Genomic DNA, 14,880 nt, shown 5'->3' with positions numbered 1-14,880 from the left:
GTTTTCGTGGCCTAAAGAGCGGCTGACAGTTTTACGCGAATCCGCCCCGCGCAGCAAGCGCTGTTTCTGCTTATTCCCACTCGCCCAGACCTACCATCATGCGGTCAAACCAGCCACACAGGGCACAGCAGAGCAGCAGATGGTTGATGTCGGCATCGGAAATGCCCTGGGTGCGTAATGGCTGAATGGCGCCGTGACCAAAGTTTCCTGGCGCGCGAATCAATAATTGCAGCGCCTGAATGATGGCGCTTTCTCGCGGATGATTATGCCCCCAGGCCTGAAGGGCGCGCTCGCCGTTGCGCATCGCGTCTGGCAGGGTTTTGTCCATGACCCAGCGACGGGCGGCAGCATTAAAGCAGATAACGCTGCCGTTGATACGCGCACTCAACAGGGTGCAGAGCAGCTTCTCTGGCGTTCCGGCATCAAAGTGACGGCTGAGGGTGAGCAGATCCGCCTGTGAGCGGTTATCCTGGATAAACAGCGGAGCCAGAGGGCGCAGACGCAGAGGTAGCTGCTGTGGCTCCAGACGTTCGGAAAGCGTTCCCGGCGCATTGCGGCACAGTTCACTGCGCCAGCCGTCGCCGGTGTGGCTGAAATGCTCCGCGGCGGCGGGTTGCTGCATCTCCATCCCCGGTAGCCAGCGGACATCAAAGCCTGCCAGCGCCTGCGCTGCCGCCACCGCCCGGGCCTGAAAACCAACGAAACCGATAATCAGGTGAAAATGGATAATATCGATATCGGAAAGCCCCACTCCGACAAGCTGTTGACGGGCCCGGGAGCCAATCAGCGTCGGATGGCTCGCCAACTGGCGGGCGTACTGGGTAATTTGCGTCAGGCGATGATTACTTTCGCGCGACGAATCGGGGCCGGGCTGCGGCGCCAGACGGGCCGCATAGTGATTACACAAGCGCTGGACGCCATAGACCTGGGCCACCGTAAGCGCGGTACTGAGGCGGTCGTAACAGCTAAGGGTATTCAGCCTGCTGGTCTCCAGGCTTTCCGGCAGTAGCTGGTGGGCCAGGGCTCTGGCGGCGTTAAGCCATGGTGCCGACGGTTCGTCAGCCTCAGGGAGATCGAGATAAAAGGGATCGGCCACACCGGCGGCCTCGGGAACCAACGGCAGGATGTCCGCCGGACAGAGACTGGACTGAGTTTCATGATACCAGTGGCTTTTGCCGGAAAAGCGGCGCTGTTCCATGAGCGTTCCTTGGATCTTAAAGAATACATCCGGGGCCGGGAGCGAGCCGGATCGGGGTTCAGAGCTATCCTGACGTAAGCGAGAAGGGAAGTGAAAGAATGGCGGGTGATAATAAATATCAGAATGGTATATAGCCGTCGCTGACGGGATTCGGGGGATAAAAAAGGCAGGCCTGAGGCCTGCCCGTTAACGGCGTGAAACTTATTTCAGTTCCAGTTCGTTCATGGCGGCGATGCTGAAGCCGCCATCTACGTGTACCACTTCGCCGGAGATACCTGCCGCCAGATCGGAGCACAGGAACGCGGCGCTGTTACCTACGTCTTCGATGGTGACGGTGCGACGGATCGGGGTAACCGCTTCGCAGTGGGCCAGCATCTTACGGAAATCTTTGATACCTGAAGCCGCCAGAGTACGGATCGGACCGGCAGAAACGGCGTTAACGCGCACGCCTTCCGGACCCATGGCATTGGCCATGTAACGTACGTTCGCTTCCAGAGACGCTTTAGCCAGACCCATCACGTTGTAGTTAGGGATGGCACGCTCGGCGCCCAGGTAGGAGAGGGTCAGCAGCGCAGAGCCCGGATTGAGCATTTCGCGGCAGGCTTTCGCCATGGCAACGAAGCTGTAGGCGCTAATGTCATGAGCAATTTTGAAACCTTCGCGGGTGACGGCGTTAACGTAGTCGCCATCCAGCTGATCGCCCGGGGCGTAGCCGATGGAGTGTACGAAACCATCGAATTTCGGCCAGACTTTACCCACTTCGGTAAACAGCGCTTCAATGCTGGCATCTTCCGCTACATCGCATTCGAATACCAGGTTTGAGCCCAGTGCGGCGGCAAACTCTTCCACACGGCCTTTCAGCTTTTCATTCTGGTAGGTGAATGCCAGTTCAGCCCCTTCGCGATGCATAGCCTGTGCGATACCGTAGGCGATGGAAAGTTTACTGGCGACACCAGTGATCAGAATACGTTTGCCGGCAAGAAAGCCCATAGCAGTTAATCCTTATAGTTGTTACTTAGTTACTTAAAATACGTCTTATACGATTCGACGCTGACCAAAGCTAAGTAAATCATTCAAAGTCAATTTTGAATTATATCCCACAGCATGGGGGCCGTGTCGATATTTTTCCACGTGGTCGGAGGGGCGGGATAAGAGGGGAAAAGAACCCGGCAGAAGCCGGGCCACCATAAACTATCATCATTAACTGGTGTCTGTCCGGTAAGGGTTGTTTTGTATTGTTCCGGACCCTCCCCTGGAGGAATGAAGGCATATACGCGCGCAACGAGGTTCCGCGCGCACGCACATTACCCTCGGCCAGCGGTTTTGAGCAATGATTTTTATCAACTTCGTGAGGTAATCAACGATCTTTACGCCAGGCGTCGGCGGTCAGCGCTTCGCCGAAATGCCCGGCAATCAGCCGTTTGGTGAGATCGTTAAGTGGCGAAGCCAGTACGTCAGCCGTACTGCCACGCTCTACCACCTCTCCCTGATGCATCACCATCACCTGATCGCTGATATGCTTCATCATGCCCAGATGCTGGGTAACATAGATGTAGGAGAGCCCCTGCTTTTCCTGAAGCTCCAGCATCAGGTTAAGCAACTGAGAGCGCATCGACATATCCAGCGACGCCAGCGCCTCGTCGGCAATCAGCACCTTCGGGTTCAGGATTAGCGCACGGGCCAGCCCCAGACGCTGCTTCTGTCCCGGCGCCAGCATATGCGGATAGTAACTGGCGTGATCCGGCAGCAATCCCACCAGGCGCAGGGTGTCGATAATATGGCGTCGCCGCTGTTCCGGCTCCAGCTCGCTGCTCAGGCGCAGGGGCAGTTCGAGGATCTGCGATATGCGCTGACGCGGGTTCAGCGAGGTGCTGGGATCCTGAAAAATCATGCGGATCCGTTGGCTGCGGAAGGCGTAATCTCCATAGTGCAGGGGATGATCGTCAATCAACAGCTCGCCGCTGGTGGGCGCTATCATTCCGACCAGCATTTTTGCCAGCGTTGATTTTCCGGAGCCGTTCTCGCCGATCAGGGCAAGGGTCTGGCGTTCGCGCAGTGTGAAGCTGAGCGGTTTAACCGCCTCAACGGTCTGGCGGTGGAACAGGCCAGTGCGGTAGCGGAAGGTCTTACTTAAATTCCGGACTTCCAGTAAGGTTTCGACCATCTCACTCCCTCTCCATATTCAACGGGAAATGGCAGGCAAACAGGTGGCTCCTGGCGCCGCGCAGGCGCGGAGTTTCAATACATTTGCGCTGGGCGTAGGGGCAGCGAGGCCCCAGACGACAGCCAATGGGCAGATGCTCCAGCAGTGGAATAGCGCCCGGCAGCGTGTTGAGTCGGCTTTTATGGGGCAGAGCGCGTCCGAAGTCGGGAATTGCCCGAATCAGCGCCTGGGTATAAGGGTGATGCGGCGTGCTAATCAGCTCTTCGCTGGTGGCGCTTTCCACCGTCTGGCCGCAGTACATCACGTTGATACGGTTGGCCCACTGAGTCAGCATTTGCAGATCGTGGCTGATCAGCAAAATCGTGGTGTTGTTGACCTGATTCAGACGGCTGAGCAGGCGGAAGATCTGGGCCTGAGTGGTGGGCTCCATAGCGTTGGTCGGCTCATCGGCAATCAGCAGTCGCGGCTGATTGGCCAGCGCGATGGCGATCATCACCTTCTGGCATTCGCCTTCGGTCAGCTCATAGGGGTAGCTACGCATGGCATCGCGGTGATCTTTAATCCCTACCCGGTGCAGCAGCTCGATAGCCCGGCGCCGACGCCAGCCGAAACGCTGCCACCAGCGGCCTTTCCAGGTCCAACCGGGAATACTCTGGAGCAGCTGACGACCGATGCGCTCGGAGGGATCCAGACAGGACTGAGGCTCCTGGAAAATCATCGAAACGTTATGCCCCACCAGACGGCGGCGCTGGCGCGGCGTCAGACGCATCAGATCGATATCGTCAAAGCGCAGGCGGTCGGCGGTGACCCGCCAGTTATCTTTGGTGACGCCGCAAATCGCCTTGGCGATCACGCTCTTCCCGGAACCGGATTCTCCCACCAGGCCGCGAATTTCCCCCTCGTTCAGGGTCATACTGACGCGGTCCACCGCCTTTACCCAACCTTCGCTGGTGCGAAATTCAATGGTCAGATTACGAATATCCAATAACGCCATTACTCGACTCCCGCGATGATAGCGCGACGCACGCCGTCACCGAGCAGATTAACCAACAGCACGCTGATCATAATGGCAGCACCAGGCAGCATCACGCTCCAGGGGGCCACATAGACCAGCTCAAGGGCATCGCCCAGCATCGCGCCCCATTCGGCGGAAGGGAGCTGGGCGCCCAGGTCGAGAAAACCCAGCGCGGCGATGTCGAGAATCGCCATCGACAGGGCGCGGGTGATTTCGCTGACCAGCAGCGGTGCGGTATTGGGCAGTACCGAATACCAGAGAATATTCAGGGTGGAAGCGCCATCGAGCCGGGTCGCCACCACGTACTCTTTTTCCAGCTCGTCGTGAACCATGATATACACTGAGCGCACCATACGTGGCAGTATCGCCAGCCAGACGGCGAACATCGCGTTGCCCAGGCTGGGGCCGGAAAAGGCCACCACCACAATCGCCAGCAGCAGCGAGGGGATGGAGAGCAGGGTATCCAGAATATGGTTAAGAATCGCCGAGCGCAGGCCGTGGGTGGCCCCGGCAAAAATGCCGAGCAGCAGCCCGCACAGGGTCGCCGCCAGGGTCACCACAAAGGCGGATCCGACGGTGGGCAGTGCGCCGCTCAGCAGACGGCTCAGTACATCGCGTCCCAGATCGTCGGTCCCCAGGAAGAAGGAAACATCCCCGTAGCGTGACCAGGAAGGGGGTAACAGCTGGTAACCCAGAAATTGCTGATTAATGCCGTAGGGGGCCAGCAGAGTACCGAACAGGCAGAGGATCAGCAAACCGCCGCAGCCATACAGGCCGACCATGGCGCTGGTATCGCCGTAGAACTGGCGCCACGAGGTTCGCAGCGCGCCCGGCGGCCGTTTCTCGCTATAGACGCTATCGTAGGGCATACCATTCCTTATGTTTCAGCGGATTAACCATGGCGCTTAAGATATCGGACAGCACGTTGACCACCAGCACCAGGGTGCCAATGGTCATCACGCCTGCGGAAATCGCGGCGTAGTCCTGCTGGCGGATAGCAATAATCAGCCAGCGGCCCACGCCGGGCCAGCTAAATACCATTTCGGTAATCATCGCCAGGGTCAGCATGGTGGAAAACTGAAGCCCCAGACGCGGGATCACCGGCGGCAGCGCGTTGTGCAGCACGTGGCGGCGCAAAATCGTCAGGCGTGACAGGCCACGGGTAGCCGCGGCCTTAATATAGTTCTGCTCCAGAACCTCGATAGTGCTGTTACGCACCAGTCGCACCACCTCGGTGGTGGGGGCCACCGCCAGGGTCAGCACTGGCAGCACCATATGGCGCAGGGCGCTGACCACCATTTCGTGGCGCCAGGGGGAGTCTGAACGCCAGGCGTCGATCAGTGCGAAACCGGTGGTGGCTTTTACCTCATAGAGTAGATCAAAACGTCCGGATACCGGCAGCCAGCCCAGGGTGAGGGAGAAAAACAGCGTGAGCAGCAGCGCCAGCCAGAACACTGGAATCGAAAATCCCAGCAGCGCCAGCGCGGTAATCAGCTTATCCTGCCACTTGTCACGCATCACGCCCGCCAGCATTCCAATCGGGATCCCTACCAGCAGCGCCACGCTAAATGCGAAGAAACAGAGTTCCAGCGTGGCCGGAAAGACCTCGCGCAGCTGTTGGTTAATCAGTTGGCCGTTAATGCTGGAAACGCCGAAATCCCAGTGCAGCAGGCTGGTAAACCAGAAAGTCCAGGCATTGCCGGGCGACGCGCCCTGCAGTGGCGCATGGGGCGTAAAGTAGCTCAGGCTAAAGCCCACAACGCTCAGCAGCAGCAGCGTTACCAGCAGTAACAGCAAACGCCGAAGCGTATAGATGATCATGGCTTTTTCACTCCGCCAGGTTGTTCACGGAAGACACCGGCAAACGAGGCGCTACCGAAGGGGCTGAGCACCAGTCCCTGAATGTCATAGCGATAGGCCAGCAGGCGCAGGGAGGAGGCCAGCGGCAGCACCGGTAGCTCCCGGGCCAGCAGCGCCTGGGCCTTGTCATAGGCCTCGATACGCGACGCCAGTTGCTGCGAGCGCAGCCCCTGGTGCAGCAGTTGATCGAACTGAGGATCGCACCAGTGGGCGTAGTTGGTTTGGGAGCGAATGGCGGCACAGCTCAGCATCGGACGGAAAAAGCTGTCCGGGTCATTGCTGTCGGTGGCCCAGCCGGAGAGCGTCAGATCGTGATTCATCTCCATCAGACGCGCCTCCTGGAAGCGGCCCTCCACCGGCACGATATTAACTTTTACCCCCACGTGGGCCAGGTCGGCCTGAATCAGCTCGGCGGTTTTCAGCGGGCTGGGATTCCAGGCCTGAGAGCTGGTGGGCACCCACAGCTGGAGTTGCAGATTTTCGATGCCCAGCGCTTTTAACTGCTGGCGCGATTTTTCCGGATTAAATTCGGTGACCTCGGCTTCATTATCGTAAGCCCAGGAGGCCCGCGGCAGGATAGAAGCAGCGGTTTCGGCCGTGCCGTAATAGATGGACTGCATCAGACGCTGGTTATTAATGGCCAGCGCCAGCGCGTGGCGCACCTTCGGATTGTTCAGCGGCGGCTTATTGGTGTTAAACGCCAGATAAGCGATGTTCATGCCCGGACGCAGCGACAGACGCAGGCGCGGGTCGTCGCGCAGAATGGAAAGCTGACTGGCGGCGGGCCAGGCCAGCACATCGCACTCTCCGGTCAACAGCTTGGACAGTCGCCCGGTACCGCCGGAGCCCAGATCGATCACCACCTGAGGCATACGGGGTACGCCACGCCAGTAGTGGGGGTGACGCGCCAGGCGAATATACTGACCGGCGCGATATTCGCTGAGCTGGAAGGGGCCGGTACCGACCGGCAGGCGATCAAACTGCTCTTGTCTGTCGGCCTGCGCCAGCTTGTCGGCGTATTCCGAGGACATCACCGACGCATAATGGGTGGCCAGATGCCACAGGAAGGAGGCGTCCGGCTGCTTCAGGCGAAATTCGACCGTATATTTGCCCAGCCTGCGCACGCTCTCCACGGTATCGGCAAACTGCAGGCTGTCGAAATAGGGATAGTTGCCGCCATTAATATAGTGCCAGGGATGGCTGCGGTTAAAAATACGCTGGAAGCTGAATACCACATCGTCGGCGTTGAGCGGCCGGGTGGGCTTAAACCAGGGGGTACTCTGGAACTGAACGTTATGGCGCAGGTGAAAACGGTAGGTGGCGCCATTGTCGAGCACCTCCCAGCGTTCCGCCAGCTCCGGCGTCAGGCGATAGGTATAGGGATCCACATCCAGCAGCCGATCGTAAAGCTGGGCGGCAAGGGTATCTACGGTCAGTCCACCGCTGGCCTGCTGGGGGTTAAAGGTGTTGACCTGACCGCTGACGCACCAGACGAATCCGCTGTCGCGAATATCGGCATTCTGGGCTGGCGGTGCGGCACGCGCCGCCCCGGCCGCAATGCCGAGCGTCAGTAACACAAGGGGAATAATTCCGCGCATAAGTTTTTGTGTTTTCATTAGCTAATCCCCAAAGTGTACAGCACTCTGGCCGGCTTCCCAAAATCGGATGCGTTGTTTGGTGTTTTACCGTACCGCAGTCGCTTGCAAACTGTGCTATAGCGACGATAGCGACGATAGCGGCGTCAGTTCATACAGCACCAGCGCGTTACTCTCCAGCGCTTCATGGATTTCCCAGGGGCCATCCAGCGTTATTTCCCATAACTGATGGTGTGGTCGCGCCCGATGGTGTACCCACGCCAGCGTTTCTCTGTCCGCCCCCCGGATCGCCAGATGCGGTTCCAGCAGCGGGAACAGGGCGCCGTTCTGCTGATCGAAGCGCAATTGTCTCACCCGCCAGCGCCCGGAAGCCAGGCCCGACAGACTCAGGCGTAGCTGTTTGCGAAAGCGCTGAATAAAGCGCTGCTGGCTGGAAAGGTCGGGATTGAAGACCTGGGGATTACTGAGTAGCAGGCGATAGCAGTCGCCGCTGCGGGTCAGAAGATGATGAGGACCGCTGGCCAGCCGTTCCCCCTGGAGACGCTGCCAGAAGTGCAGTACCCAGTAAATGGGGCGCGGCAGCGAATGGTTGAATAGCAGGGCTAGGCTTGAGGTATCGATCTGTTCGCCTTCCAGCGCTTCGCGCTGTAGCGCGGCGTTCAACCAGAAGCCGACGCTCTGTACCGTATCGGGCAGCCCCAGCAGGCTGTGCATCAACAGCGCGCCGCGGAAAAAACCGCCGTTAGCACTCAGGGTATTCCAGGCCAGCAGGTGCAGCGGCAAAGTTAATTTGTGACGCTGTAACGCATTGCCGATCGCCAGCAGCTGACGTCTGGGGTAATCAAGAGAGGCGCGGATTTGGATTTCCCGATCGCCATCAGCACTGAGCAGGGCATTGGCATCCGCGCTACAGGCCAGAAAATCGGCCTCCGCCAGCCATGGCTGCTGCCAGAGCGAACTTTCCGCGACGGCATGAGGATCGGACGGCAGCGGCAGCGCGACGCCCAGATGCGCTTCCGGCAACCAGTGACGCACGACGCCATGCACATCCTGCCAGGCCTGCGGGTCGTGCTGTACCGTCGGCGGGCAGAGCCATAAGAAGCGCCACCGTTTGATGATGTGTGCCGGAAAATGGTCGATGCTGCGGCGCAAAAAGGCTTGCAGTTGTTCGCGTCGGGTTTCGCTGGCCAGACGCAGGCAGAGCCCGGCGCCCAGCTCATCCACAAAGTGCACAATCTGCTGAAACGCTGACCACCCACAGGCGAAGGGCTGTGTCTCGGGGGCCTCTTCCCGGATTAACGCGCTGCTCAGTACCGGTTCGTGAATATCGATGACCGCCAGCGAAAAGTGCTGTTTCAGCGCGCGCAGCTGTTCCTGCACTTCCTGAAGACGCAAATCATCAAGCTCGCGCAGAGTGATGACAATCTCCCGGGGGCGCAGCTGGCGGCGCCCCCGGGGCGCATCGCTCAGGGCGAGTGTCAGCTCTTCGCTGATATCGTAGTGCAATGCGGCGGCGGGCGACGGTTCGCTCTGGCGATCGTTGAGCAGTGAGAACAGCAGCGCCGGAGACGGGGGCGCAATGCTGTCCGGGGCCTGCGAGGCGACGATGCTGTTACGCTGCAGCGCCGCATCGGGCGGTTGCTGGCGCAGCTGGCTCGGGGTTTTACCGTAGTGGCGGCGGAACAGGTCGATCATCTGGCGATTGTTGGCGAAGCCCTGTTCCATGGCGATTTGATGTACCGGTTTGCTGGTCGCGATCAGCGCTTCCCGCGCATTTTTCAGGCGCAGCTCGGTGATAAAGCGCATAAAGCTGACCCCGACCTCTTTCTTGAACAGCCGCGACAGCCAGGCTTCAGAGACGAATTCCGCCCGGGCGATTTCGCCAAGGCTGATACGCCGACTAACGTTGGCCTCAATGCGTTGCACCACCTGGGTAATGCGGCGACTCCAGCGCTGCTCGCGGCTGCCCCGGTCGCGGGCCGGATACTGAAACCCGGTCACCAGAATCAGCATTGTCTCGCTCAACCAGCGATTTACCTCCAGCCAGTAGCGTTGTTCGTTTTTCATCACGCTGGCGATCAGAACCTGCCGCAGCGCGTGGTGCAGCGCCGTGCGCCAGGGGGAGTCGGCGCCTTCGGCGGGCTCTGGCGGCACCCGGTAGTCGTAGCGGAAGAAATCGGGATAGTAGCGCGCCACCCACTGGCCGGAGAGGGTCACCACCATCACGGTATTATCGCCATCGCCGCTCAGGCTCCAGTCGGTATGGCGGTTGATAAGCCGGATATCGCCAGCGTGCAGCAGGCGCTGTTGCCCCTGTATCGACCAGCTCAGTTCGCCTTTCAGCACCTGCAACAGCGTCAGGCCGTGGAATCCGGAGCAGGTAAAGCGCTGCACGGCATGTAGCGCTACGGAAAAATCGGCATTGTCGCGATCGGGCATGGCGGTACTCCGTAAAGACAAAAAATAACACCCTGTTTTTTGTCATAACCAGGCTGTATGAAAGGTGGTCGACGGTACCAGGTCACTTTAAAACAAAAAATGCCATTTTAAAGCCCGTAAAGCACCATAAACTCGAAAGCGCAGAAAGAAAAAAACAGAGGAACACAACATCATGACACAACAGCTTATTGCCGCCCTGCGCGAGCAGGAGGAGATCTTTACCGAGATCCGTCATCAGATTCACAGCCATCCGGAGGTAGGCTTTGAAGAGCACCGCACCAGCGATCTGGTGGCGCGTCTGCTGGAAGAGTGGGGTTATCAGGTGCATCGGGGTCTGGCGGGTACCGGGGTGGTGGGGACTCTGAAGGTCGGAGATGGTCAGCGCAGCCTGGGGATTCGCGCTGATATGGATGCGCTGCCGATGCAGGAAGCGAGCGGCAAACCCTGGGCCAGCGAAATTCCCGGTCGCTTCCACGGCTGCGGCCATGACGGCCATACCACGATCTTGCTATGCGCCGCGCAGTATCTGGCAAAAACCCGCCAGTTCAACGGTACGCTGAATCTGATTTTTCAGCCTGCGGAAGAGCTACTGTACGGCGGTAAGGTGATGGTGGAGGATGGTCTGTTCGATCTCTTCCCCTGCGATCGTATCTACGGCCTGCACAATATGCCGGGCGGCAAGCTCAATCACTTCTATTTCCGCGATGGCCCTATGATGGCTTCCGCCGACACCCTGCATATTGAGGTGACCGGCGTGGGCGGCCATGGCGCTATGCCGGAGTACTGCGTGGATGCCACCCTGGTGGCCTGCCATATCGCCACAGCGTTACAGACTATTGTGTCGCGCAATATCACCCCCTTCGAGCCGGTGGTGGTCACCGTCGGCAGCATTCAGGCCGGTGAAGCGCCCAACATCATCAACGAAAAGGCGCTGATGAAACTGAGCGTCCGCACCCTGAATGAGTCAGTGCGTGAGACCGTGCTACAACGTATTCAGGAGATTGCCGGAACGATGGCCGCCAGCTTTAACGCCAGCGCCAGCGTCAGTCATGTGAACGGCTGTCCGGTACTGGTCAACGATCCGCAGGCCAACGATTTCGCCCGTGAAGCGGCCAGCGACCTGTTTGGCGCTGAGCGCGTTGAACCAGGCAAACCCTTTATGGGCAGCGAAGATTTCGCCTTTATGCTCAAACACCATCCTCAGGGCAGCTACTTTGTGGTTGGCGCAGGTGACGAAGCCGACCGCTGCATGGTGCACAACCCTGGTTACGACTTTAACGACAGCACCATAATTCCGGCGGCTGCGTTGTGGTGTGAGCTAACGCAGCGCTATCTGCGCTGAATAGGACGGACCAGGGGGCGCAGATCCCCGGTCATGATTCCCATTATGGAGGGAAGGGTAAATGAGTACGGTATCTCTGGAACACCCCCGCAGCGCGGGTAACGACCGCTGGCTGGCTGGGATTGTGCTGGGCGTTCTGACATTCTGGCTGTTCGCCCAGTCGGTCATTAATGTGGTGCCCGATATCAAGTCCAGCGTGGCGATTCCGGCGGCCACGCTGAATCTGGCCATTAGTCTGAGCGCGTTATTTAGCGGCTGTTTTATTGTGGCCTGCGGCGGGCTGGCGGATCGCTTCGGCCGGGTTCGTCTGACCCGGCTTGGGCTGTGGCTAAGTCTGGCGGGCAGCCTGATGCTGGTGCTGGCCCAGGAATCGACGCTGTTTTTGGTGGGGCGTGCGGTGCAGGGGCTTTCTGCTGCCTGCATCATGCCCGCCACTCTGGCATTGATTAAAACCTGGTATCAGGGGGCGGCGCGTCAGCGGGCCATCAGTTTCTGGGTGATCGGCTCCTGGGGAGGGAGCGGTCTCTGTTCGCTGGTTGGGGGCGCTATCGCCACCGGTATAGGGTGGCGCTGGATCTTTATTATCTCGATGCTGTTCGCCGGGCTGGCGCTGTTGCTGCTGCGCGGCGCACAGGAGAATCGCAGCGAACAGGCCGCACGTCATCGTCTCGACCTGCCGGGTCTGATCCTGCTGGCGGCGGCGCTGGTGCTGCTTAACCTGTTTATCACCAAAGGGCGCGACTGGGGCTGGGCCAGTCCGGCAACCCTGGGACTGCTGGCCGGTTTTGTGATCACGGCGCTGTGCTTTTTCCGGGCGGAGCGGCGGCGGGGCGGTCAGGCGTTGATCGACTTTTCCCTGTTCGCGAACCGGGCGTACAGCGGCGCGGTTATCTCCAATATGCTGCTTAACGGCTGTATCGGCACCATGATGATCGCCAGTATCTATATGCAGCAGGGGCGCCAGTTCAGCGCCTTCCAGACCGGACTGATGACCATGGGCTATCTGGTGACGGTACTGGCGATGATTCGCGTTGGTGAAAAGCTGCTGCAGCGCTATGGCGCGCGGCTGCCGATGATGATTGGCCCGGTGCTTACCGGTCTGGGCATCTTCTTTATCTCCTGTACTTTCCTTGGGGATACCGCCTACGTGGCCACGGTGTTTGCCAGCTATGTGCTGTTCGGTCTTGGCCTGGGCTGTTACGCCACGCCGTCTACGGATACCGCCGTTAGCCACGCTCCGCACGATAAAGCGGGCGTGGCCTCCGGGCTCTATAAAATGGGCAGCTCGCTGGGGGGCGCTTTCGGACTGGCGATTTCCGCTTCGCTCTATGGGCTGCTGCTGCCGTTGGGCATGGCCCGTGCCGCGCAGTTCGCGCTGCTGGCCAATACCGGCCTGTGCCTGGCGGCGCTAGTGGTGGTCTTCCTGATGGTGCCGCGTAGCAATCAACTGAGCTGATGTTTCTTAAGCAGCGCCCGCAGCTGGTGGTAGGTTAATCCCAGCAGCTGCGCGGCCTGCTTCTGGTGATATTTGGCTGCACGCAGACTGGCTTCCACCAGGGCTTTTTCCTGCTGAGTCTGCCAGTCGCGCAGGTCGAGTGGCAGTGCCGGGAGTGCGTCAGCAGTCGCGTTTGGTTCCGGCGCTGGCGCGGGGTTCCGGGCGAAGGGATCCAGAACGATGGTTTCTACCGGCTCATCGCTTGCGCCGTGGCGCCATACCGAACGCTCCACCACGTTTTTCAGTTCCCGGACGTTGCCCGGCCAGCGGTAGTTCAGCAGGGTATTCCGGGCCTGTTCGCTAAAACCGGGAAACAGCGGTAGCGCCAGTTCCCGACACATCTGAATGGCGAACTGCTCCGCCAGCAGCATGATATCGGCCTGGCGTTCACGCAATGGCGGTAGTCGCACCACTTCAAAGGCCAGACGATCCAGCAGATCGGCGCGAAAACTGCCCTGTTCCGCCATTTGTGGCAGATCGGCATTGGTGGCGCACACCAGACGCACGTTAACCTGCAAAGGCTGGCTGCCCCCCACGCGCTCCAGCTCGCCATATTCAATGACCCTTAGCAGCTTTTCCTGAACGCTCATCGGCGCGGTGGCCAGCTCGTCCAGAAACAGGGTGCCACCGTCGGCGCGCTCGAAGCGCCCCTGGTGACGGGTTTTGGCGCCGGTAAAGGAGCCCGCCTCGTGGCCGAACAGTTCGGAATCGAGCAGGTTTTCATTGAGCGCAGCGCAGTTCAGCGAAATAAAAGGGCCCTGCCAGCGGCGCGACAAAAAGTGCAGACGGTTGGCGATAAGCTCCTTGCCGGTACCGCGCTCGCCGATAACCAGTACCGGTTTGTCCAGCGGCGCCAGGCGCGATACCTGCTCCAGCATCTCCAGAAAACGGTTATCCTCGCCCAGCAGGTTATCTTTGTATTCGGTCATGATGAAATTAACCACTCGTTAGTGAATATCACCACTCTAGCGGATTTTTAGTGGCGGGTAAAATATAACTATTTCTTTATTTTCAATGCATTAAAAAGTTGGCACGCATTCTGCAATATCCTGAGGGAGACGGGCACAGTGCCCGCAGGAACCATGACTGAGGATTTGAATTATGGGTATTTTTTCTCGTTTCGCCGATATCGTGAGCGCCAACATCAACTCGCTGCTGGAGAAAGCGGAAGATCCGCAGAAGCTGGTACGACTGATGATTCAGGAAATGGAAGACACGCTGGTGGAAGTTCGCTCCACCTCGGCCCGCGCCCTGGCAGAGAAGAAACAGCTGGCGCGCCGCATTGAGCAGGCAACGGCTCAGCAGGCCGAATGGCAGGAGAAAGCCGAACTGGCGCTGCGTAAAGAGAAAGAGGATCTGGCCCGCTCTGCGCTGATCGAAAAGCAGAAGCTGACCGAAATCATCGCTTCTCTGGAGCATGAAGCCGCGCAGGTGGATGAATCTCTGGATCGCATGAAGACCGAGATTGGCGAGCTGGAAAACAAGCTGAGCGAAACCCGGGCCCGTCAGCAGGCGCTGACCCTGCGTCATCAGGCCGCTTCCTCTTCGCGTGACGTACGCCGTCAGCTGGACAGCGGCAAACTGGACGAAGCCATGGCGCGTTTCGAATCCTTCGAGCGTCGTATCGACCATATGGAAGCAGAAGCGGAAAGCCATCGCTTCGGTAAGTCGAAAAGCCTCGACCAGCAGTTCTCCGAGCTGAAAGCGGATGATGAAATCAGCGCGCAGCTGGAGGCGTTAAAGGCTAAAGTACAGCGCGACGGTGAGTAATC

General features: G+C 59.2%; 12 protein-coding genes. 3 read left to right on the top strand and 9 right to left on the bottom strand.

Annotation, left to right across the window (positions count from 1 at the left end; translation table 11 throughout):
- Positions 1-70: 70 nt before the first annotated feature.
- From FEM41_RS18865 to FEM41_RS18830, 8 genes are all read right to left on the bottom strand, one after another.
- On the bottom strand, positions 71-1,198 hold the full coding sequence (locus tag FEM41_RS18865) for a carboxymuconolactone decarboxylase family protein (protein ID WP_138097723.1): 1,128 nt from the start codon (positions 1,196-1,198) through the stop codon (positions 71-73).
- A 201-nt stretch (positions 1,199-1,399) separates the two neighbouring features.
- Positions 1,400-2,188 (bottom strand): enoyl-ACP reductase FabI, encoded by a 789-nt coding sequence (fabI, locus tag FEM41_RS18860; protein ID WP_138097722.1) that lies wholly within the window; start codon positions 2,186-2,188, stop codon positions 1,400-1,402.
- 367 nt (positions 2,189-2,555) lie between these two features.
- Positions 2,556-3,362, bottom strand: coding sequence for a putrescine export ABC transporter ATP-binding protein SapF (gene sapF, locus FEM41_RS18855; protein WP_138097721.1), 807 nt, complete (start codon positions 3,360-3,362; stop codon positions 2,556-2,558).
- A 1-nt stretch (position 3,363) separates the two neighbouring features.
- The gene (gene sapD, locus FEM41_RS18850) at positions 3,364-4,356 is read right to left on the bottom strand and encodes a putrescine export ABC transporter ATP-binding protein SapD (RefSeq protein WP_138097720.1); all 993 of its coding nucleotides are present in this window, start codon (positions 4,354-4,356) and stop codon (positions 3,364-3,366) included.
- Positions 4,356-5,246, bottom strand: coding sequence for a putrescine export ABC transporter permease SapC (gene sapC, locus FEM41_RS18845; protein ID WP_138097719.1), 891 nt, complete (start codon positions 5,244-5,246; stop codon positions 4,356-4,358). The genes sapD and sapC overlap by 1 nt, the downstream gene beginning before the upstream one ends.
- Positions 5,233-6,198 carry a putrescine export ABC transporter permease SapB gene (gene sapB / locus FEM41_RS18840; RefSeq protein ID WP_138097718.1) on the bottom strand — a complete coding sequence of 322 codons (966 nt, stop codon included), beginning with the start codon at positions 6,196-6,198 and terminating at the stop codon, positions 5,233-5,235. Before sapB ends, sapC begins: the two co-directional genes overlap by 14 nt.
- Complete coding sequence (gene sapA, locus FEM41_RS18835; protein WP_138099257.1) at positions 6,195-7,835, bottom strand: ABC transporter substrate-binding protein SapA; 1,641 nt, start codon at positions 7,833-7,835, stop codon at positions 6,195-6,197. Before sapA ends, sapB begins: the two co-directional genes overlap by 4 nt.
- A 114-nt stretch (positions 7,836-7,949) precedes the next feature.
- Entirely contained in the window at positions 7,950-10,271 is a 2,322-nt protein-coding gene (locus FEM41_RS18830; protein WP_138097717.1) for a helix-turn-helix domain-containing protein, read from the bottom strand.
- Positions 10,272-10,443: 172 nt separating this feature from the next.
- Here FEM41_RS18830 and FEM41_RS18825 point away from each other — a divergent pair, with 172 nt between their 5' ends.
- Entirely contained in the window at positions 10,444-11,613 is a 1,170-nt protein-coding gene (locus tag FEM41_RS18825; RefSeq protein ID WP_138097716.1) for a M20 aminoacylase family protein, read from the top strand.
- Positions 11,614-11,674: 61 nt separating this feature from the next.
- The gene (locus FEM41_RS18820) at positions 11,675-13,069 is read left to right on the top strand and encodes an MFS transporter (RefSeq protein WP_138097715.1); all 1,395 of its coding nucleotides are present in this window, start codon (positions 11,675-11,677) and stop codon (positions 13,067-13,069) included.
- On the opposite strand, the gene pspF is transcribed toward FEM41_RS18820, so the two are convergent.
- Positions 13,057-14,052 carry a phage shock protein operon transcriptional activator gene (gene pspF, locus FEM41_RS18815; protein WP_168198827.1) on the bottom strand — a complete coding sequence of 332 codons (996 nt, stop codon included), beginning with the start codon at positions 14,050-14,052 and terminating at the stop codon, positions 13,057-13,059. The two genes, FEM41_RS18820 and pspF, sit on opposite strands and share 13 nt — an antisense overlap.
- Before the next feature lie 157 nt (positions 14,053-14,209).
- On the opposite strand from pspF, the gene pspA reads away from it, so the two are divergent.
- On the top strand, positions 14,210-14,878 hold the full coding sequence (gene pspA, locus FEM41_RS18810; protein WP_138097713.1) for a phage shock protein PspA: 669 nt from the start codon (positions 14,210-14,212) through the stop codon (positions 14,876-14,878).
- The last annotated feature ends 2 nt before the right edge of the window (positions 14,879-14,880 follow it).

Origin of the sequence: Jejubacter calystegiae, from assembly GCF_005671395.1 — a bacterium.
Lineage (GTDB): Bacteria > Pseudomonadota > Gammaproteobacteria > Enterobacterales > Enterobacteriaceae > Jejubacter > Jejubacter calystegiae.
This window is presented reverse-complemented; position numbering and strand designations above follow the sequence as displayed.